Raw genomic sequence first — 22349 nt, forward strand, 5'->3', positions numbered from 1 at the left:
ACATTTCTGTTTATATATATATAAATAGTATAAAGTAGGTATATTTTGCAATGGCTGTAAATTAGTTACTTGATTATTATTTAGATTCAATAGTGTTACATTTTTTAAATTAGCCAGTGGTGCAATATCTTCTATGACGTTATCATTTAATAATAATATCTTTAACTTAGTTAAGTTACTCAGGGGAGTTAAATCCTGAATATTATTTTCATGTAACTTTAAGAATGTGACATTTTTAAAATACTGTATTCCTTCTAAATTACTAATACCCGCCTGACTTAAATCAAGGGTTTGGGGTGCATTCTCAGCTTCTGCTATGGAAATCTCATCATTTGGTGATTTTCCTAATTGACGTAAAAGAGCAACTTTTAAATCTGAGTCTGGAAATTGAATGACATCACTAGCTTGAATACTGAAAGAAAAAATTAACAATAGACTAAAAATACTTATCATAGTAGATATTTTTTTCAACATGTATTGTTCCTACCCTTCACAAGAATGTTATTTTTAATATGTTAATTTTAAAGTAACCTTATGAATGAATTTAAAAAAAGGAGTCAAAAATGACTCCTTTTATGCTTCAATTCTTAAATTCTTATAGTAATATTTTTTATCCTCATCTGTAATTTCACGAAGAACACGACATGGATTTCCAACTGCAATTGAATTAGCTGGAATATCTTTTGTAACAACACTTCCTGAACCAATGACACAGTTATCCCCAATTTTAACACCTGGATTAACAACTGTATTCCCGCCAATCCAAACATTATTTCCAATCATAATTGGTAAAGCATATTCATATTCTTGATTACGAGGCTCATGGTGAATCGGATGTCCTGCTGTAAATAAGCTAACATTCGGAGCAATAAGTACGTTATCCCCAATTTTAACTTTGGCACAATCCAGAATCGTTAAATTATAGTTCGCATAAAAGTTATTTCCAATTTCAATGTTATATCCGTAATCACAGCGAAATGGCGGTTCAAAGTAGAAATTTTCCTTTGTTTGACCTAATAACTCACGTAACAAATTATGACGCTCTTCAACGAGTACTGGATTCATATTATTAAATTTGAACAAGACTTGCTTTGCATATTGGCGCTCTTTTACTAATTGCTCTTCACTTCCTAAGTATGCTTTTCCAGCTAACATTTTATCTTTTTCAGTCATCTATCTTACCCTCCAATGCTAGTGTTTAACTACATGAATTTCTCCGTACCTTACTCTACGTAGCTCGGTTTTATTTTAATATTAGTTTTCCTCTTTATTTTTCTTTAATTATTTTAGTGGGGTTTGCATCTGCTACAAATATCATGCTATCATAAAGTATCGCAGGAGGTTGAAACATTCGGTAAGTCGGAGGAAGGATACGCATAAACCAAGAATAACCTTCTCCAAGAGTACCCATATAGATGTATTGAGAAATTAGTTCAGCTAGTTCCGAATTTCCCGGGACATTTTCAAAATCCAACCAGCAAATATCTAACCCAGCCATTTTTGCTGTTTTAGCCAATGGATTATGTGAGTAAAATACTTGATTTGTGCGTCTTTTAGAAGAACGCGTTGGCATATTGCAACGGGTCCTATAGAAATCTGTACCTATTACATAGTAACCATCGTCTGTTTCATTTGAAAGTAATTTACCCATGGAATCAAAGCTACCCCATTTAGCCACATGACTGTTATGACCTGTAACAAAGATACGCTCGTAACCTCTCTGTTGCTCTTGCTGTAATATCCATTGGACATTTTCAGCCATAAATCTATCTCTTAATGTACTGCCATCTGTATCTGTTAGGTCTTGAAGTTCACAATATTGCAATAGCATATCTGCAAAATGTATTGCTTTAGTAGAATCGTTCTTCCCCTTAAGTTCATTTTTGACTTGATTTATGATTTCCATTCGAGTAAGGTAATCGTATTCACTACTCCAATTTTCGCCATCCATAAGTTTTTGTAAAATAGTGGTATCTACGCCCAGTTCTTTGCATGCTTCATTTAAGAATTGAAAACTGTAATAGATTCTTTGCATATCAGATCCGTAAAAGCGAAGGTCTTCGCCTTCCGCCGCACTTTCATTATACTGTTTCATATACGAAATAAGCTCAGCCATCTCATCCGTGCGATATATAGCAAAACCAATAGCCGCTGCTGCTTCTTGAGCAGTTCCTTCTCCACCATGTATGTATCGATTTACTTGCTCACAGCCACCATAGTCCCCCTCAAGCACAAACGCTCTCACACCATAGTCTTCCACCATTTGTTTGAATACATCAAGCTTAAGCTGTTGGAATTCTACATTCCCGTGTGTAGCCTCTCCTAAGGCTATTATTTTAGCATTTTCTGGTATTGTAATATCTTCCACAGATTGTGCATATTTAGCAAACTCTTCTGGATTTGCATTTTCTCCTGTACTAAATCCGCCCAAGTGCATAAATATGAATGCCGCCAAAACTATTACTCCTAATAGTCCAAAGACTATATACCATATCTTAGAGTGTTTTGTTCTTTTTTTCATAACTAATATTTCCCCTTGTTATTAATATGAATTTCTCTACGTCATACTTATCATATCTAGTGTACTTCGTGTAATAGTTCTTCAGCAGAGATTTTAAATAATCTTGCAAGTGCAATTAAATTTGAGGTACTTGGATCAGATGTTCCATTCTCCCATTTAGATACAGCTTGTCTGCTTACACCTATTGCCTCTGCAACAAACTCTTGAGTCATATTACGGTCTGTTCGATGCTGTTTTAAAACTTCACCAAGAGATTTTCTGATGATTGATTTTTCTTTTCTAACATCTCCTGATTTTATATATTTAATTAGTGCTTTCATGATAAGTATACCTACACCGATAAAACATATTATAACTGTCAGTCCAATAAGAAGTATGCCTCCAAAAATAGCTACTCCTAAAAAATCAAGTTTCATACTATCAACTCCTTTCTTAGGTTTACTATAACAATATTTTCTGGTTTACACCACCAACTATCTCGCTATTCTAAGTTGCACTTTGGTTGCAAATATAAAATAGTGTAAATTTCAATATTATTTTACTCCTTTCCTATCAAAGTTTAAGTACTCAGACTTAATATAGAAATTAAATGCAAATAAAAAAGCACTCCATCCCTCAAAGATTAGTTCTAATTTTTATTTACTTGATACGATAGCTCTAAAGCAAAAGTAATTCGCCGACGCAGTTGCTCAAATAAATACTCTAAGGATGCTTAGTGTTGACGCACTAAGCATTTTTTATTTATATAATTATTATATTATGTTTAAACCTAAAATAAGATATAAGTTTTCTAATTAAAGCGTGCTCCGTTACTTGTGATACGGTTCATCATAACATATCCCTATATATGCAACAATAGTTGCTGTAAAATCAGTAACCCGATACAGAAAAAGGCACCCTAATAGGGGTACCTTGAATTAATCCATATAATTATTTGTTTCAGTGGGTAAACCTTTATATCGTAAACGTGCTTCAATAATATCCTTAATAATTGAATAAATGACTGCAAACATCGGAACTCCAATGATCATTCCTACTAATCCAAACAGTTTTCCTGCAACTAAAATTGCGAATAAAATCCAGAAGGCTGAAATTCCAATTGAATCTCCTAAGATTTTAGGTCCAATAATATTTCCATCGACTTGTTGAATCACAAGAACAATGACTAAGAACCACAATGCTTGGATTGGAGATACGAATAAAATGATAATGGCTGATGGGATTGCACCAATAAATGGTCCGAAAAATGGGATAATATTCGTAATCCCAATAATCACTGAAATTAATAAGACATACGGCATCTTAAAAATAGCTAAGATGATAAAGGTTAAAATCCCAATAATCAATGAATCAACAATTTTTCCACCGATGAACCTACCGAATGTTAAATTAGTACGATTCGCCAAGTCTAGAATAATTGTTGTATGCTTTTCATTAAATAACGATGTCACAACTTTTTTTCCTAGTCCAAAGAATTTTTCCTTGTCCATTAATAAGTAAATAGAAATGATAATACCTAAGACAATATTCCAAATACTTGAGGCAATAGACATCACAGCATTTCCGACAATCGGTAAAACGTTTGTTAACAACTGAATTACCCAGTTTGTAATCTCTGCGAATTTTTCACTAATGAGTGTCATATATTCTTGATTAATATTCATTTCTTGCAACTGCGTATCAACAATAATAGTTAGCTCTTTAACATATCGTGGAATATCGTTAATTAATCCACGGACACTTTCAATTAATTGTGGAAGAACAAATTGCATAAAGACATATAATATAATTCCTGCGGTAATATAAGAGAGTAAAATCCCTAGACCTCTTATCGATGACTTTTTAACTTTATTTAGCCCTCTCATTTTAAATACTTTATTTTCATAAAACTTAAGAATAAAGTTTAATAAATACGCAATAATGAATCCGATAATGAAGGGTTGAAAAATACCCATAATTTCATTTAACTTGCCTGCAAAGCTTTCAAGCTTTGAGATAATATTATAAAAAATAATACTTAAACTCACAACAATAAACGCATATACTGCAATCGTGTTATATTTCTTATTCCAGTTGAATTTCATATGTCCTCCTTATGACTTTTTAATTAGTCTTCCTAATCCGCTATCTAATTATAATTATATATCATAAATAAGGTAAAACTTATACCTATGTTCCTATATTTCTACTATTTTTCTATATATGTAAAAAACCACCTTTGGGTGGTTTTTATTATTTCAATTTAATAGCTCCAGATAATACATCATATCCTGTATAAGCTAAAGCAACTGCAGCTGTTATTAAACGATCATGAGCGAAATCTGTTACCGTTGCATCAACCATTTGTTGAGAATGTCCTGTAATTTCACAATCAGCAATTCCGATATACGGATGGATAGTTGGACATACATTACTAATGTTTCCAATATCTACTGATCCTGTTCCTTTACGATGTTTATGAATCTCTGTAATTCCTAATGAACGAAGGTTTTCGTTAAATGTTTCTGAAAGCACAGCATTTGTTTTTAAATCATCATATGATAACTCATAGTTGCTTACTTCTAAAGTTGCTCCTGTCATTAAAGCAGCCCCTTGAGCAATACCTAACACTTTTTCCTTAACAACTGCTAAATATTCTTTAGTTGCTGCGCGGATATAAAACTGTGCTGTTGCATGTTCAGGTACAATATTAGCAGCAACCCCACCATTAGTAATAATTCCATGCATTCTTACATCTGGTGTCACATGCTGACGTAAAGCATCTACTCCATTAAATAATTGAATCACTGCATTTAAAGCATTAATCCCGTTTTCAGGAGATGCAGCTGCATGAGATGGACGACCTGTATAATCAAACTGTAAAGCTTCCATCGCTAAAGATGTTCCACTTTCTGTCGTGAATCCCGAAGGGTGCACCATCATAACAGCATCCATCTTGTTAAACAGTCCAGCCTCTGTCATAGTCACTTTTGCTCCATTTGTTTCTTCGGCAGGTGTCCCGAACACATAGACTTTTCCACCGATTTCATCGATAACTTTACTTAAGGCAACTCCAGCCCCGGCACTGATTACACCAATCATATTATGACCGCATCCATGTCCTAGTTCAGGTAAGGCATCGTATTCACAAAGGTATGCCACTGATAAACCTGGTTTCCCACTATCGTATACAGCCTCAAATGCAGTGTCTAACCCTGCCACTGGGCATTTAATTTCGAAATCATGTTCTTTTAAAAAGGTTGTTAATTTTTCAACTGCTTTGTATTCTTGATTCCCTAATTCCGGATTATCATGAATAAAGCGATTCATGTCTACTAAACGTTCTTTTAATGATTCCCCGATTGATAATAATTCTTTTTTCATTATACTGTCTCCTTATGACCATCCCATTAAGATGGCAATTGTAATAAAGATAATTGCTAATCCACCAAAAATTAATTGAACTGGCCAAACCCATTTAATCCATTTTGCCCATGGAATTCCCGCTACACCTAAACAAGCCATTAAAACAGCACTTGTTGGGAAGATAGCATTTGAGAATCCATCACCAAATTGGAAAATTAAAATTGAAGTTTGTGGTGTAATACCAACTAACTCACCAAGCGGTGCCATGATTGGCATCGTTAAAGCAGCTTGTCCTGATCCCGATGAGATAAAGAAATTGATAAACATTTGAACAAAGAACATCACATATCCAGCAACTAACGATGGCAATTGTCCAATGAAGTTTGATAAGTTATAAAGAATCGTATCAATAATTTGTCCGTCTTGAGCAATGATAACAATTGCACGTGCAAATCCAACCACTACTGCTGCACTAATCATATCTTTTGCTCCATGAATGAATGAATTGGCCATATCATCTAAACTTAAACGCCCAATGAATCCACAGATAATTCCCGTTGCAAAGAAAATAGCCGCAATTTCTGGAATTCCAAATCCAAATTGTAAAACACCTATAACGATAGCAGCTAAACATACTAAGATAGATGCTAAAATAACTTTATGTTTGAATGTGAATGGTAAATGTTCAGATTCTGCGTCTTCTAACTCCTGACGACGTACCTGATCAATTTCGTAAACTGGACTTAATTGTGGATTACGTTTAATACGGCGTCCATACCACATTAAATATAAAATTGAAGCTACTGTTGTAACCGCCCAGATGATCGTGCGGAATCCAACCCCTGTTCCTGCTGGCACCTGTGCGATACTTTGAGCAATTCCTACCGAGAATGGATTTAACATGGCTGTTGCGAATCCAACAATACATCCCATATAAGAAATTGCCATCGCCATAATACTATCGTATCCTAAGGCTAAACATAAAGGAATAAGCATCGCAATAAATGGAATAGCTTCTTCCGTCATTCCGAAGATGGCCCCACCTAATGAGAATAATCCCATAATAACCGGAATCATTAACATTTCTTTTCCTTTAAATGATTTAACGGCATTTGTAATTCCAGCATCAATAGCACGTGTTTTTGTAATAATTGCAATTGATCCGCTAACTACAAATAAGAAAGCAATAATTTCTGCCGCTCCTACAATTCCATGAATTGGGGCTTGTAATACACTAAATAATCCTTGTGGGGTTTGATCAACATAAGCGAATGAACCATCAACAACGACTGTTTTCCCTGCATCATTGACGATACGCTCATATGTTCCTGCAGGTAAAATCCATGTTGCTAATGCTACGATAACTAAAATAAATGTAACAATGACTAAAGTATGAGGGACTTTAAATTCTTTTGTCTCCTCTTTACCATCAACTCTTGGTTTTCTTAAACTAAGCATATTTTTTTCTCCCTCTTATTTTAAATTTTAAATAGTGTTTAGTTGAAAGAGGCAAATAAAAAAAGCCTTGAGCCATTCACTCACGACCTTCAGAAAAGAACAATAGATCATCCTTATTTCCGATTCTCAAATGATAGCTCTCCACGATTATTGGGACGACTCTAATCAAAACATTCAAAAAGTCCTGAGGCCATTCTCAAGACTTTTATCATATAACCGTACTAAGTTAGGATGATTTAAATCCGGAATGATAGCCCTCCACAATAATAAATTGTGACAATGTTAAATATCTTCTACTTAACACCAGCTCTATAACCTTAAAGTATCAGTTATAGGCTTCGGCGAGAATCCCTTTCCTATCGCGTCAACATCTTCACTCTTCGATAGTACTCTTAATTACCGCACCTCTATCTAAAACCTATTTAATTTACAATGTCATCTTATCTTATTTTATACTCAAAAACAACATTTTTTTATTAAATAGTATAAGAAACACTTATTTTTTATTATTAAAACATTAAAATTTTATATAAATTAGTTATAAATACCATATAATGTTGAAATTAGCATTTTATTATTTGATGCTTGTTTTATCATTCTCTATTTTATAATCATATAGTTTAAAAGAAGACTATTTCGTTTATTTTTTAAATATTAATGTGTATTCATGATGATTTAAGGCTTTATTTTTTTGAATATTTTTAATGAAACATAAAAAGCTGTTGCTACCCCTAACAACAGCTTTCTACGTACCCTTGTAATGATGAACGACACTAATCTTAATTAGAGTGTATAACACTCTCCCTAATTAATGATAGATATAGAAACTTATTTTATATCGATTTTATTTGTAAGACATTTCAAATATGATGTGATTCTTCCAAGATTTCATCTAAATTGACTAAGTCAATTGGATAATCTTCTAAACTAATTTTATTATTAGTTGAGTTATTCGGAGTATCATTTACTTTCGTATCCGGAATGTACTTATTCTTTTGATCGATACAAAATGATAATCGTAATAAATAAATCATCCGATGCATTTGATAATCGTTAAATTTATTCACTACTACGTCCTCCTGTTTCCATAACTATTATAAGTAGTTATTTATTGTATAATAAAGAAAAAAAAGGTCACAGATTTATTAAAAAATCTGTGACCTTTTACGTAATAGCATCAAGTAAAATACGGTATTCATTTAAATCTTTCTGTTGACCAAGAACATCATCCATAATCCTTTTATATAATCGATTTTGAAATTTCGTATAAATAAACTCATCTAATATCTCTTTATCAACTAATTTTTGAATATCCTCTAACAAAATCAACATGGATTCAAAGTCTTGAGTTTCCAAATATAAATCTAATCCCCACTCTAAAGTCGCCTCTTGTTGTTCAAAAGAACCTTTATGAAAAATAATATCTTTAACCTCGACTAATAGACTATGAGCTTTTTCATAATTGCCTATTCTAAAATAAACTTCGCCCATCAAACATTTGGTAATCGAGCGTTGCTTAACTGTTTCACGGAGAGGGAGTGCTATCTTTAAACAATCAAGTGCTTGTTGATATAGTCCTGAGTCTTTAAAGCTATAGCCTAAATTATGATAAGCATAACCCAAATAGTCTTCATAAAAAGGATTATTAATCAATTCGAGTAGTAACTCTCTTCCTAACTCATCTCGACCTTGTCTTTTTAAAATAGTCGATTTAATTAAATACGCTGCCGCTTTAGGCTGTAGATATTCATTTTGTTCTAATACAGGAATAATCCACTCTAAACTTTTTTCATACTTGGCTTGATTTAAATAACAAAGAGAAATGTAATATCGAATGCGATTAATATTTCTCCCCCTATCACCCTCCTGACAATTAATAGACAGTTGTAAGATAGAAATAGCTTCTTGATATTGCCCTAATGTAATATAATTAGTTCCTACTACTTCATATAAAGAAGCAGGATTTTTAGTAACCTGGATACAGTAGCCGATTGCCTTTAATAAATGAACATTAGCTGCTAATAACTCATCATTTTTAACATAGTGTAATCCAAGTAATGTTTCTATTTTAATTTTATATTCAATTAAATCAAAATCCGATGCAATCTTATTAAAAGTTTCATATTGATTTAAGGCATCTTGAAGATTACAATGCTGCTCTAACCATTCTCTTGCTTGTTCAACAGGTGATTTTATAAACTCATTATAGGAATAGTATTGTTGATAGTCACAATTACTCAATTCACAAATTGCATCATAAACATTTCTTAACATATTTTCATTTAAGGAGCGCTTCTCTGTCTCAATCATACTAATATAATTACGTGAGAATCCATAAGACTCAAATGCAATCTGCTTCAACCCGTACTTCTCTCTTGCCTGACGGATCTTTTCTCCTATTGTTAAAAACATTTTATCACACCTAAACTATAATGATACTCTTCTTAGATTAAAAACTAATCCAATGGATAATTATAACTTTTTTATATTTATTTTACCACCGATTTTAAATGTCAATACTTTCCGAGCATTCAATAAATTTTAAATTCATCTGTCTAACAAATGTGTTATATTCTTGAATAATTGTATTATCAATTGATACCATCCCACATATTTACTTTTACTATATATACAGAAATATTTCCTATAGCAATCTAAATGTTTGATATTTATGGCTTCCAAGACAGACTATAGTCTGAAGCGAGCCTGACATCTCCCGACAAAACGTATCCTCCATTGGCAGGGTTTGGATCACCTAGCGATTTCTGAAAGAAATCTATTCCTCAATTGCTAGGGCTTTAAAAGTTTTTACGATGTAAAAAACTTATGGGAGCTTATATTTTAATCAAGTTGGTTATACACCTCGCGACCTTCAACGATGGATAAGTAACAATTCATTTCCTCATCAAAGATTGCAATATCTGCATCTTTTCCGATTTCTAAACTTCCTTTACGATTGCAAACTCCAATCGATGTCGCTGGATTTAATGAAGCCATGTGAATAACTTCGGCAATAGTAGCATTTGTATTTTGCAAGAAGTTATAGATGGCTTTGTTTAATGTTAAGACACTTCCCGCTAAGTTTCCACTTTCTAATCGGGCAGCTCCATCTTTAACAACTACCCGCTGTCCACCAAGATCATATTGCCCCTCCTTCATGCATCCCCCGCGCATACTATCTGTAATTAAAACAATCTTTTCTTTTCCTTTATTGTCTAATACGAATTGAAACAATTGTTTATTCACATGAATCGTGTCAGCGATTAACTCAGTAAAAACATCACTAGTTAAAGAGGCTCCGACTACACCTGGCTCACGATGATTTAATGGTGTCATTGCATTAAATAAATGTGTCACATGTGAACATCCTAAAGAAAAGGCTTCTTTGGCTTGGTCATATGTTGCATTTGTATGTCCAATCGACAACGTAATATCTGTTTTTTCTTTCACATCTTTTGTGAATGAATAATCTTCATCCATTTCAGGTGCATATGAAACTAATCTAATCACATCTGTATAGTCTTTGATAAATTCATAACTCGGTTTAATAACATATTGTTCCGGTTGAGCCCCTTTATAAATCCTATTGATAAAGGGGCCTTCCATGTGAGCACCTAATACTTTCGCCCCATTTAGTGATTGTTCCATACATTCACGAATCACATTTAAAGCACCATAAATATCTTTAGGACTCATCGTCATCGTTGTTGGCAAAAATGATGTTACCCCATTCTTAGCAATACCCGTACCCATTAATTTAATCGCTTCCGTTGTTTGATCCATCGTATCTGCTCCGCAGCTTCCATGGACATGAACATCGATTAATCCTGGAGCAATATACATCCCCTTAGCATCAATCACCTCACAATCGATTGGCACTTCTGTTTGAATATGCTGAATTGTTTCATTAAAAACTAAAACTTTATTTTCAATAACCCCATTTAATGTTACTAATTTCCCATTAATAATTGCTTTCATACGCCACCTCATCCTATTGATCTTTGTTTAAACCAAACTCAAAATTCTCATTATTACACCTATCATATCTTCCATGACTGTTTTTTCTGCGATTAATCGATAATGATTTATTGATGATAGTCACCCTGTGATAAATTCCTTTCTTTATTTAGGAAAAGAACTGCTTAACATTTTTTATTTCGTTCCTTTAAGGAACAAAATTGTTCAATAACTAAACTATAATTAAAAATGATTTTTTTCAAGCAATAAAAAAGACTTTTCCAGCTAGTTTAATGCATAAAAAGTCTTTTTTTATTCCATCAATTTAGTATTTAACATTCAAAATTTGATAGCTATCTAGGTAGCCATAGATTTCAAAATTAGTCGTTAATAAGTTAGTTAGGATAATACTTTCCTCACCCTTATTTTCTCTTCTCACTAAACTTAACTGGTGATCTTTATCAAATCTTAAAAATAGTAATTCTTCATTTTCAATGTCTTGTGGATAGAAATCAAAACCAGTTCGATCATTGGTTAGCTTCTCGGTCTTTTTCGTGTTTAAATCATACACGTAAATTTGATTGCTTCCTGGTACAAAGGTAGTATATTGATCTTTTACTTCTATACCAGCTGAATAATAGAGCCTCGTTCCGTCCTGTGAAAAGGATGGACTCATGGCTACGATACCTGGTTTTGTTATATTCTCGATTTGCTCATTCATCGGATTAAATAATTGTAACTGCTTATTCTCATTCATCATACGCCATGTTCCATTAATAACTGCAATGAGATTATCGTTAGTTGGATGAATGGCTAAATTATCAGGATACACCAACATCTTAATTTGATTAAACGTTTTAAACTCTTTTGTCTTCACATCATAAACACATAATGGAACACCATCCATTCGTTGCGAAGCTGAATTAGGTTCACACCAGATATATAATAGCTCACCATTTGTTGATAATTTAGCAATAGAAGGGTCCATTCCAATGTCGTCTTTTGTAATGGGAATATAATCAATAATTAAAGACTCCATTTTCTTATTAAAATCATATTGAATGATTCCTACAGGCGAATCTTCTTGAATTAGATATTTCTTCGCAAATAAAAGTCCTTGAGAATTAATCGTTAATTCATCATAATAATACTTTGACCTCTCAATTAAAGAGATGACTTTGTTTTTACTCATATCGTATAAAAATATGCCGCCTTGTGTTTTAGAGAAGATAAGATTATTACCATATACAGCATAAGACTTCACATCAGACATTTGAAATATTGTATCAAACGGATCGTTTAACTTTGATAGATAGACGTTTGATTTTAAATCTTGGTAAGCAACAAATTGTTTATTATCAAAGATTTGAGGATTAAAAAAATCTTCACCTTTATTCAAAGTTATTACTTTATTATTTTCCTCCAAATCAATCGCCACAATTTCTTTCTCTTTAATCGCCACAACTGAAGAAGCAGCGAAGACGGAAGTGGATGGTAGCATAAATAAAATGAATAATAAAATAACTTTTTTCATGATAGCAACTTAATCTAATGACTCTGAAATGGTCACTAATATTTGACTTTCTAATGTAGCAAGGACATCATGTTCTACCCTAGCATCAAAGGATAAAAAATCTCCAGTTAATAACTCATAGCTTTGACCATCACTAAAACTCATTCCTATTTCGCCTTTAATCACATAAATGGTCGCATATCCATTATGACTATGTTTCGGTAATCCTCTCCCGACATCAAACTTAAAATATACCGTACGGAACTTAGAATTACTTGCAATCACTCGTTGATCCTCATTTAAGTTTTTCAACTTATAAAATTGATTTTGTTCACTCATAATAGACCTCCATTTCATCAATCTTAGTATGCTTCATAACCATCATGTTATGAATGACCAAAACTAGGCAACCCTCATACAATAGACTAAGGAGGAGATGATATGAGTAATTTTAACCCAAATAAATTGTGGATTAACTATCGCTTGTCTAATCTAAATCAAATTCAACCAAGAAGATATACGTTAACACATTCCGATGAGACAGGTGAATTATTTTTAGTCATTGGATCTGATTTTGCTTACGAGAAGTTCACAACAATGCGAGATGAGGTGGCGGCAGAGTGGATGACGAATAGCTCAGGTCAATATTATTTTTATGTTTACATTCGTGTAGATGGAATTGATGGCACCAAATCATCGACTAAACGAAATGAAATTTTTATGAAAGAACTCCCTTTAGCATTGAGTGCTATCAAACATGGCGATCCTCATCTCTTTCATCTTTACCCACAATTTGAAAATGCCCCTATTTATGTGTTCTTTCAATCACAAGATTCAAAATTAAATCGAACCGAATGCTTCGGTTCTTTTAAAGACTATTAAAGCATTTTAACGAAACCAGTACACTCATGAACTCGTTTGTATCTTTTCTTTATCATGTCCCAATCCGTCCCTGTATATTGACAGAATGACTGGACTGGAATCAGTCCTGAAACTTGTGATCGAATCCCATTATTTCCATTTACATAGACGTGTAAATATGTACTTAATTTCATAAATTGTTGCTTTAGGTACCAACGTTGCACCCATTTGTCATCACGGGTCCATGCTTCAAGATAAGTAATCTGTTTTTCCTTTAATCTTTTTTGTGCCTCATTCAACAAAGAAGTGCCAATTCCTTTACGGCGATAATCTGGATGTACAGCTAAATGCCAAATCATAGCCCCTAACGTCTCATGTGCTGTGCAAATAGCATTTGGTTCTTCTTCACACTCAATATCAAGCAATCCTATAACAACTCCGTTTTCTACTGCGACCAATTCAATAGACGGATGTTGATATCTTTCCTTCTCTCTTGCCACAATGTCATAATAAGCCGTATCTAAAAAAGATAACACGCGACAACGTACCCAACTGGTTTCATCTTCTATTTGATAATCCCTAATTTCCATTTAGCTCTCCCCTATCTATATAAAAAACATTAGAATCTCTAGATACTACATATACTTTCATTATACTCACTTGCATCATGAATCATGTTTTTCTTTCTATACATAAAAGAGGTATCGCTAACGATACCTCTTTTCATTTTACTCTTCTACATATTTAACTTTTGTTGTTTGGTTTGATGTTGATAACTGGAAAACTTTATCCATGACAACTGTCACAACAATAGCTCCGAGAGCTAACGTTACCCATCCTAATCCTTGTTTATATAACGGAAGGTATTCACACCATGTTGTTAAAGCTCCTAAACGAATATTTACTTGATTTAAGGCATCTACCACACTTATGACTCCAGTGACTAAGATTGTTACACTATAAACTAAACGACTTTCATTAATAAATCGATTCATCATCGCTAAAACGATTAACATGATCGCCACTGGATAAATCGCATTTAAGATTGGAACCGAAATTGAAAGGATTTGATTTAATCCCATGTTAGCTAAAGTAAAACTTGCAAAAGCCAACACCGTCGCCCATACTTTATAGCTCATTTTTGGAGTTAACGAAGCAAAATATTGTCCACAAGATGTGATTAGACCAACACATGTTGTTAAACATGCTAGTGTGAAAACAACTGCTAGTAGGAGAGCCCCTTGCGTTCCAAAGATATAAGTCATAACATACGTTAACGTTTGTGCTCCATTTTCAGTTGCTCCGTAAATAGCTCCACTCATTGCACCTAAATGTCCTAAAATCGAATAGATGGCAACTAATAATCCACCTGCAATTAACCCGGCTTTAACGGTCGTGCTAACAACTGCTTTTTCTTCTTCTAATCCTTTAGTTTTAATCGCTAAAGCAATGACAATCCCAAAGTTTAAAGCTGCAATTGTATCCATTGTTAAATACCCTTCTAAAAAACCTTTAACAAATGGCGTCGTTGCATAATCCCCTGTTGCTTCTCCATAACCACCTAGTGGTTTAATAAGTGATCCTACAAAGATAACTGCAATTAAAGTTAAAAGAGTTGGGGTTAACACCTTTCCCATGCGATCGACTAATTTAGTTGGTGCTAAAGCTAACCAGTAAGCCACACAGAAAAAAACAGCTGTAAATAAGAAACGTGCTAAAGTCACTGAAAATTCTGCTGGTAAATAAGGAGCGACTGCCATTTCAAAGGGTAAACTTCCTGCACGAGGAATTCCGAGCCCTGGTCCAATTGATAAATAAATTAAGACGGTAAATACAGAAGCAAAGACCGGGTTCACACGGTTAGCTAGATTATATAACCCCTTTGACTTAGCAACAGCAACAACTCCAAGTACGGGAAATCCAACCGCTGTAATAAAAAATCCTAACATTGAAACCCACATCTCTGTTCCTGCACTTTGTCCAAGAAACGGTGGAAAAATTAAGTTTCCTGCTCCAAAAAATAATGAAAATAACATTAAACTAACTAATAATAAATCTTTTCTTGATAATTTATTCATGAAAATGCCTCCCTTGTGGATTAATCTTTGTTCCCCCAAAGACTAATCTCTAACTTTGATTTTCTAGATTTTACTCGATAATATCACCTAAAATATCAGACTCCAATTGAATCACTCCCTTCAAATACTTAACAACCTTTCAATCAAAAAAACTTTTCTCATTCCTAAAACAGCTACATAGTAAGTAGTAAAGATCTTCACCTTCCTCAATCAATGAGATAATTTCAGAGAATAAAAAAAATCCCATGAATATAACATTCATGGGACGAAAAATTCTCCGTGGTACCACCCAAATTCTATAAGCTAAAAAAGCTCATAGCACTCTATACGTCTCACCTATTTCAAGGTTTTAACGGCTTTTTTTGATAACGGGAAAAGACACCCGATAAGACTTACTCTTGGTTCAGCCTTACTTCTCAGAGATGATTTTCAGTTAATCCGTGACCATCGACTCTCAGCAAACGTCGACTCTCTGTGAGATATTAAACTAACTTACTCTTTCTCTTCAACGAATTTGATTTCTTGTTGTGATTATCTTAACACCCCCTAGACACAAAGTCAACACAACTTTTACATTTTATCCTATTTAGTTATTAAATTACTAATAACTTACTCTGATTAAAACGTGTCTATAAAAACAATACTTTCTACATGAAATAACTCAAAAGATATTCCTCTACTTAACATAATGACTATTAACCAATACATTCTATCCATTCTTAGCCTTTATATGGATTTTTTTTCGTATAGTGAATATCTAGTGTGAAATGTTATAATGTAATCTTACCCTGCGGTCATTAATACCCTGGGTGTTGAATATTAACTATGAGGTGAGATTTATGACTGGTGTTGAACAAATTGTTAAGGATACAACTTTAACATTTGAACAAAAAGTCGTGGCATTAGCACGTTATGCTGAAAATAGTGTTCAAGTCTTAAATATTTCAGAAGAAACACAAGCGTTACGTGATGCGGGAATTATTTGTGATTTATTTGAGGGAAATGTTCCATATCGTCCACGCTATATTCTTCCTAACTATGAGAAATTAATGAAAGAAGGATGCCAATTCTTACAACTAAATCCTCCTAAAAACATTTGGGAAGCAACAAACTACTTATTAATTTTCTATAAGCATGTTCCTTCGATTACAACAATGCCTGTATATATTGGAAACATTGATTACTTATTAGAACCATTCATTACAGATGAAGAAGAGGCTAAATTAGCAATTCGTTTATTCTTCACACAATTAGATCGCACAATTACAGACTCATTCTGTCATGCTAACTTAGGTCCAAAACCGACAAAAGCAGCTAAGATTATTTTAGAAGTGGAACGCGAACTAGAAAACGCCATTCCTAATTTAACGTTAAAATATAATGAAGAAACACCAGACGATTTAGCTATTGAAGCGATTAAAACTGCTTTAGTAACAGCTAAACCAAGTTTCGCTAACCATGCGATGTTCACTGAAGATTTAGGTGATTACGGAATTGCAAGTTGTTATAACGGTCTTCATGTTGGTGGAGGGGCCCACACATTAGTACGTATGCGCCTTTCAAAACTAGCGGAAACAGCAACTGATATCGATGATTTCTTCAACAATAAATTACCTCATGCCATGACTTGTATGGCAAACTATATCAATGAGCGCATTCGATACATCGTTGAAGAAAGTACATTCTTTGAAACAAACTTCTTAGTTAAAGAAGGATTCATTTCAAAAGATCGTTTTACTTCAATGTTTGGATTAGTAGGACTTGCTGAGTGTGTGAATACTTTATTAAAAGCGGAAAAATTAGAAGATAAATTTGGTCATTCACAGATTGCAGATGATTTAGGTGTGCGTATCATGGATGCCATGGAAGACTTCATCAATAACTTTGAAAGTAAACATTGTACTGTGACAAATGAGCGCTTATTATTACATGCTCAAGTTGGAATCGGTGATGACATTAATACAAGCCCAGGTTCTCGTATCCCAATTGGAGAAGAACCAGAGTTGTGGAAACATTTAAAACAAACGGCTCGTTTCCACAAATACTTCCCATCAGGGGTTGGGGATATCTTCCCATTCGAATTAAATGCAGCCAATAATCCTGAATTTATTTTAAATATCATTCAAGGGGCATTTAAAGAAGGAATGCGTTACTTCTCACTTTACTCATCAGATGCAGATGTGATTCGTATTACAGGATACCTTGTTAAACGTAGCGAAATTGCAAAATTAGATCAAGGAATTGCTACACTTCAAGATACCGTTGTGCTTGGACAAGGACAAGTTCGTAATGGAAAAGTGTACGAGCGAAAAGTACGCTAATGAACGGTTATTTAAATAAAATCATTCCTTTCAGTTCTGTTGACGGCCCTGGAAATCGTACCGCCATCTTTTTACAAGGATGTAATTTTGACTGCGTCTACTGCCATAACCCTGAAACCATTAATCATTGTATTAACTGTAGTTTCTGCGTCAGTTTCTGCCCGGTTGAAGCACTATCTGTCAATCGTGAAGAACGACGTGTTCTTTTCAATCCAGCACTTTGTGTTGAGTGCGATGCCTGCACGAAAAAATGTCATCGTAACAGTACTCCTAAATATAAAGTCCAATCAGCCGATGACATCATGAAAGAAATTGAAAACTATCGTCCATTTATTCAAGGGATTACTGTTTCTGGCGGTGAGTGTACACTACAAGCTCCATTTTTAATTGAGCTTTTCACCAAAGCAAAAGAAATTGGATTAACATGCTTCATTGATACCAATGGATCAACGGATTTAAGGGAGCATCCTGAACTAATGGCTTTGACAGATGGGATTATGCTTGATATAAAAGTATGGGATAAAGAAACTCATCGAAAATATATAAAAGCTGATAACGATATGGTCCTTAAAAATTTAGACTACCTTGTGGATTGTGGAAAACTTTATGAAGTTCGTACGGTTATTGTGCCTGAACTCTTTAATAATGAGGAAACCATTCGTGAAGTCTCTAAAAAAATTAGTGGACATAATATTCGTTATAAGCTGATTAAATATCGTCATCTCGGTGTTCGGAAAAATCATTTAAATATGCAAACCCCAACGGATGATGACATGAAAAAATTAGAATCTATCGCTCATAACTTAGGCGTTTTAAATACAATTATTGTTTAACTTAAAACGGAAGTAAGCCTAATTGCTTACTACCGTTTTTTTATCTTTTTAAGAGCTCTTAGTGAAGGCTTTTTATGATGACCTATCTTTTTATAGTAAATTTGTAGTATAATGCTTTAAAAGGTGGTGCTATCATGACAATCCGTATTCAAAAATTAACCTTTTGGTTTTACATTTGGTTCTTCTGCTCATTATCGTATTTATCGAGTTTAGGAATCTCTTTAAATCAACCGAGTATCGTGATTCTAACACAGCTTCTTTTATTCCTGATTTTCTTAGGAATCTCATTAGTTGTACTTTCTAAACGCCAAAAAGAAATTAAAGAGTTAAAAAAAGCTCCTTCATTTCAGGCTCTTTATCGTCGTGAAATAATAACAGCTTGCATTGTTGCATTCAGTAGTGTGATTGATATCTTTTTCTTAACTAATATTTCTAAACTTATTTACTTAATTGCAGTATTTTATCACTTATATTGGTTTATTAAAAATTATTCATTATCAACAACTACCAACAAGTAAAATAAACCTCTATCAACTATCGATAGAGGTTTATTTATTATCCATCAGTCACTCTCAGATTAATTTATTTCGTTTAACGACAAACAAAATTAAAGGTGTGAATTTAAAATAGTTACCTTATTATAAGTCCCCTAGTCATAATCCCCACTTATAATGATAGCCGAGCCTGTCAAGTTAAGTGTGTAAACTAATTTTTAAAAATTATAGATAGGGTGTTAAACGATCTGGGTATAAGATTAATAATTGATTTAATATTTGACTCCAATTTGAAAGTTGACGTCGCCACTTCTTAGTAACTTCCATGGTTTGAAGATAGATTAATTTCATCACCGATGTTTCATTTGGAAAAGCTCCTTTTCCTTTTAGAACTTTTCTTAATTGGCTATTGTAGCTTTCAATGGCGTTTGTCGTATAAATCATTTTTCGAATTTCTTTAGGAAAATTAAAGAGTTGATAAACTTCTTCGATGTTATTTTCCCACACTCTAACGGCTAAAGGTACCAGGGGACTCCATTTATTTTTAAAGGTCTCAAAGGCTTGTTCTGCTACTGATCGATTAATCGCTTGATAGATTTGTTTTAAATCATAACAGAATGATTTTCTATCTTGATAAGAAACAAATTTCGTTGATTGTCGGATTAAATGAACTAAACAACGTTGAACGAGGGCATGAGGAAAAACAGCTTGAATGGCCTGTTTAAAGCCACTTAAACCATCCACACAGGCAATACAAATATCTTGCACTCCACGAGCCTTTAATTCATCTAATAAACTCATCCAATAAGAGGCACTTTCTGCTTCTCCGATAGAGAGGCTTAAAACATCTTTGCGACCATCTAAAGACACACCTATGATACAGTAAACTGCTTTGTTTGAGGCACTCATTCCATCACGCACTTTGACATGAAGCGCATCTAAATAAATGATAGGATAAACAGGCTCTAAAGGCCGTTGTTGCCAATCTTGAATCAGTGGAATCACTTTATCAGTTACAGCAGAGATCGTTTCATGTGACGTTTCAAAGCCATAAATCTCTGCTAATGTTTTAGAAATATCACGCGTTGATAAACCTTTAGCATAAAGCGATAGAATCTTTTCTTCAATTCCGATGACATTGGTTTGACGTTTAGGCACGATTTGAGGTTCAAATGAACCTTGCCGATCTCTGGGAGTCTGAATCGTTGTTTCACCAAGACGCGTTTGAATGGTTTTAGATTGACGTCCATTTCGTGCATTTGAAGTTGATTTATTACGAAAATCATATCGGCTATATCCTAGATGTTGATCTAATTCAGCTTCTAATGCTTGTTCAATAAAGCCTCCAAACATGTCTAATAAAACAGCTTCAATATCACTAGCAGATTTAATGTTGTATTCATCTTGGAGGAGATTAAATAATTGGTTCATCGTAGCTTTTCTTGTCATAAATAATAAACTCCTTTGAAATAGTTAACTTATTATGGTAACTGTTCTAAGAGTTTACACACTTTATCTTACGCCCTCTGATAGCCGTTCTAAGTATGTACTGACTTTATGTTACAATTTAATTAAATGTATTGTCACTACTCTTGACTTATATGCCTGTCATTTCCTTATCCCTCAGTGCATATCATTTATATTGGATATATATAAATACTTGAATCTATCATCATGAATCTTTATAAAAGGAAGTGGTATTATGGGGTGGTTTAATGGAAGAACAGCCGCAATCTGCATTATTCTATTTATTGTATTCGCCCTACTATACACAGACTTCTTCGATGACATAAAAAGATGAGACTAAAACTGGTCTCATCTTTTTTACTATTTAATAATATACGTATGATCAAGTGGGCCATTCCCTTGGCCTAAATCTAATCCTTGTTTCAATGCTCCTGTAATATAATCTTTCGCAAATTTAACACTATCTTGTAGTGAACATCCCGCTGCTAAATGGCATGCAATGGCCGATGATAAGGTGCATCCTGTCCCATGTGTATTTTCAGTCAACACACGTTCACTATTGAATCAATACTCTTGTTCATTAGCATAGAGTAAATCATCCGCATCACTCACAGAGTGTCCACCTTTAACTGAAACGCCTCCGTTTAATTGGCCTGAAATAGTTTTTGCTGCATTTATCATGTCTGCTTTTGAAGTGATTTTAAATCCGCATAACACCTCAGCCTCTAAAAGGTTAGGTGTTATAATTGTGGCTAACGGGAGAAGTTGATGAATGAGCACATCCGTGGTATTTAATAAAAATTAATACGATTCGCCTTTTAATGGTTTTGTAAAACAGATAATACGATTCGCTTCTTCAAACCCAACACAACGATGAAAGTTTAGGCTTTCTTCACTAGATAATTCACAGTCACTTGCTAATTCTTCACATCCTTGTTCACGTGCCCATTTTTCACATGCAGCTAATAATTGTTTTGCACCACCTTGTTGACGATAATTCTCAACAACGAAGATTCCTTCTAAGTATCCAACTGGACTACTATGTGTCCCTTCTACATAATCATGTCTTAAATTAACCTGAGCAAAACCAATGGTTTCATTTTTATCAAGTGCTAAAAAGTAGGCTCCTTTATTCTCTTGTATTGTTTCTGAAATTTTTAGTGCCATAGCGTGCATTGAGTGATGGGGCCATAAAACTAACGCTAATCTCGCTACATCTAATACATCATTTAAATTTGCTTGTTTAATGTTCATAAAGTCTCCCTCCTAACCCTTTCAAGACTACTCTCGTTGTGGTCTGTTTTAATATGATTTATACAATTTATCTCTTTAAAATTGTATAAATTATCAATCTTAATCATAAAGCTATACAAATAAAAATCTCATAGAGTTTAGTTACTACTAGTATTAAAATATCTACTTCTCTATATGTAATCGATTACACTTTTGATTAATATAAAAACGCATCCAATAATAACAGTCAATATTATACAATATATAT

General features: G+C 33.6%; 20 protein-coding genes, 1 pseudogene, 1 riboswitch and 1 other annotated feature. Of the genes and pseudogenes, 4 read left to right on the top strand and 17 right to left on the bottom strand.

Annotated features, from left to right (window positions below; genetic code table 11):
* From NEH75_RS06340 to NEH75_RS06395, 12 genes are all read right to left on the bottom strand, one after another.
* On the bottom strand, positions 1-474 hold a 474-nt coding region (locus NEH75_RS06340; protein WP_411158681.1), incomplete at its 3' end, for a leucine-rich repeat domain-containing protein.
* Positions 475-573: 99 nt separating this feature from the next.
* Complete coding sequence (locus NEH75_RS06345) at positions 574-1173, bottom strand: sugar O-acetyltransferase (RefSeq protein WP_055305309.1); 600 nt, start codon at positions 1171-1173, stop codon at positions 574-576.
* A gap of 94 nt (positions 1174-1267) precedes the next feature.
* Positions 1268-2521 carry an erythromycin esterase family protein gene (locus NEH75_RS06350; protein ID WP_055305308.1) on the bottom strand — a complete coding sequence of 418 codons (1254 nt, stop codon included), beginning with the start codon at positions 2519-2521 and terminating at the stop codon, positions 1268-1270.
* 56 nt (positions 2522-2577) lie between these two features.
* The gene (locus tag NEH75_RS06355; RefSeq protein ID WP_055277258.1) at positions 2578-2937 is read right to left on the bottom strand and encodes a helix-turn-helix domain-containing protein; all 360 of its coding nucleotides are present in this window, start codon (positions 2935-2937) and stop codon (positions 2578-2580) included.
* Between the two features lie 501 nt (positions 2938-3438).
* A complete protein-coding gene (locus NEH75_RS06360; RefSeq protein WP_055277284.1) occupies positions 3439-4605 on the bottom strand; it encodes an AI-2E family transporter in 1167 nt (388 codons plus the stop codon).
* A gap of 148 nt (positions 4606-4753) precedes the next feature.
* Positions 4754-5884, bottom strand: coding sequence for a M20 family metallopeptidase (locus NEH75_RS06365; RefSeq protein ID WP_055277283.1), 1131 nt, complete (start codon positions 5882-5884; stop codon positions 4754-4756).
* 12 nt (positions 5885-5896) lie between these two features.
* A complete protein-coding gene (locus NEH75_RS06370) occupies positions 5897-7324 on the bottom strand; it encodes a YfcC family protein (protein ID WP_055305307.1) in 1428 nt (475 codons plus the stop codon).
* A 243-nt stretch (positions 7325-7567) separates the two neighbouring features.
* A riboswitch (Lysine riboswitch) is annotated at positions 7568-7742 on the bottom strand.
* 442 nt (positions 7743-8184) lie between these two features.
* Positions 8185-8391, bottom strand: coding sequence for a hypothetical protein (locus NEH75_RS06375; RefSeq protein WP_055277279.1), 207 nt, complete (start codon positions 8389-8391; stop codon positions 8185-8187).
* Between the two features lie 97 nt (positions 8392-8488).
* Entirely contained in the window at positions 8489-9736 is a 1248-nt protein-coding gene (locus NEH75_RS06380) for a transcriptional regulator (RefSeq protein ID WP_055305306.1), read from the bottom strand.
* Positions 9737-10165: 429 nt separating this feature from the next.
* Positions 10166-11302 (bottom strand): N-acetylglucosamine-6-phosphate deacetylase, encoded by a 1137-nt coding sequence (gene nagA, locus NEH75_RS06385; RefSeq protein WP_055305305.1) that lies wholly within the window; start codon positions 11300-11302, stop codon positions 10166-10168.
* 304 nt (positions 11303-11606) lie between these two features.
* Entirely contained in the window at positions 11607-12815 is a 1209-nt protein-coding gene (locus NEH75_RS06390; RefSeq protein WP_055305304.1) for a TolB family protein, read from the bottom strand.
* A gap of 9 nt (positions 12816-12824) precedes the next feature.
* The gene (locus NEH75_RS06395; RefSeq protein WP_055305303.1) at positions 12825-13133 is read right to left on the bottom strand and encodes a cupin domain-containing protein; all 309 of its coding nucleotides are present in this window, start codon (positions 13131-13133) and stop codon (positions 12825-12827) included.
* Positions 13134-13235: 102 nt separating this feature from the next.
* Between NEH75_RS06395 and NEH75_RS06400 the strand changes: the two genes are divergently transcribed.
* Positions 13236-13676 (top strand): staygreen family protein, encoded by a 441-nt coding sequence (locus tag NEH75_RS06400; RefSeq protein ID WP_055305302.1) that lies wholly within the window; start codon positions 13236-13238, stop codon positions 13674-13676.
* Here the strand turns inward: NEH75_RS06400 and NEH75_RS06405 are convergent.
* Together NEH75_RS06405 and brnQ are read right to left on the bottom strand one after the other, a co-directional pair.
* Positions 13673-14245 carry a GNAT family N-acetyltransferase gene (locus NEH75_RS06405; protein WP_055277268.1) on the bottom strand — a complete coding sequence of 191 codons (573 nt, stop codon included), beginning with the start codon at positions 14243-14245 and terminating at the stop codon, positions 13673-13675. The genes NEH75_RS06400 and NEH75_RS06405 overlap by 4 nt on opposite strands.
* 138 nt (positions 14246-14383) lie before the next feature.
* Positions 14384-15733, bottom strand: a complete 1350-nt coding sequence (gene brnQ, locus NEH75_RS06410; protein ID WP_262948650.1) for a branched-chain amino acid transport system II carrier protein — start codon at positions 15731-15733, stop codon at positions 14384-14386.
* 258 nt (positions 15734-15991) lie between these two features.
* Positions 15992-16251 (bottom strand) — a binding site (T-box leader).
* A gap of 321 nt (positions 16252-16572) precedes the next feature.
* Here brnQ and NEH75_RS06415 point away from each other — a divergent pair.
* The 3 genes from NEH75_RS06415 to NEH75_RS06425 all read left to right on the top strand — a co-directional run bounded on the left by NEH75_RS06415 (position 16573) and on the right by NEH75_RS06425 (position 19405).
* Positions 16573-18054, top strand: a complete 1482-nt coding sequence (locus NEH75_RS06415; RefSeq protein WP_262948651.1) for a YjjI family glycine radical enzyme — start codon at positions 16573-16575, stop codon at positions 18052-18054.
* Positions 18054-18887: a YjjW family glycine radical enzyme activase gene (locus tag NEH75_RS06420; protein WP_055305299.1), complete on the top strand. Its 834-nt coding sequence runs from the start codon at positions 18054-18056 to the stop codon at positions 18885-18887. The genes NEH75_RS06415 and NEH75_RS06420 overlap by 1 nt, the downstream gene beginning before the upstream one ends.
* A 134-nt stretch (positions 18888-19021) precedes the next feature.
* Positions 19022-19405: a hypothetical protein gene (locus tag NEH75_RS06425; protein ID WP_055305298.1), complete on the top strand. Its 384-nt coding sequence runs from the start codon at positions 19022-19024 to the stop codon at positions 19403-19405.
* Between the two features lie 201 nt (positions 19406-19606).
* Here the strand turns inward: NEH75_RS06425 and NEH75_RS06430 are convergent, their stop codons facing one another.
* The 3 genes and pseudogenes from NEH75_RS06430 to aac(6') all read right to left on the bottom strand — a co-directional run bounded on the left by NEH75_RS06430 (position 19607) and on the right by aac(6') (position 22102).
* Complete coding sequence (locus NEH75_RS06430) at positions 19607-20830, bottom strand: IS256 family transposase (RefSeq protein ID WP_070104378.1); 1224 nt, start codon at positions 20828-20830, stop codon at positions 19607-19609.
* Positions 20831-21208: 378 nt separating this feature from the next.
* A pseudogene (locus NEH75_RS06435) lies at positions 21209-21628 on the bottom strand (bifunctional hydroxymethylpyrimidine kinase/phosphomethylpyrimidine kinase).
* A 21-nt stretch (positions 21629-21649) separates the two neighbouring features.
* The gene (aac(6'), locus tag NEH75_RS06440; RefSeq protein WP_055245245.1) at positions 21650-22102 is read right to left on the bottom strand and encodes an aminoglycoside 6'-N-acetyltransferase; all 453 of its coding nucleotides are present in this window, start codon (positions 22100-22102) and stop codon (positions 21650-21652) included.
* Positions 22103-22349 lie beyond the last annotated feature (247 nt).

This window comes from Turicibacter sp. T129 (genome assembly GCF_025594975.1).
In the GTDB taxonomy this organism is placed as follows: Bacteria; Bacillota_I; Bacilli_A; order MOL361; family Turicibacteraceae; genus Turicibacter; species Turicibacter bilis.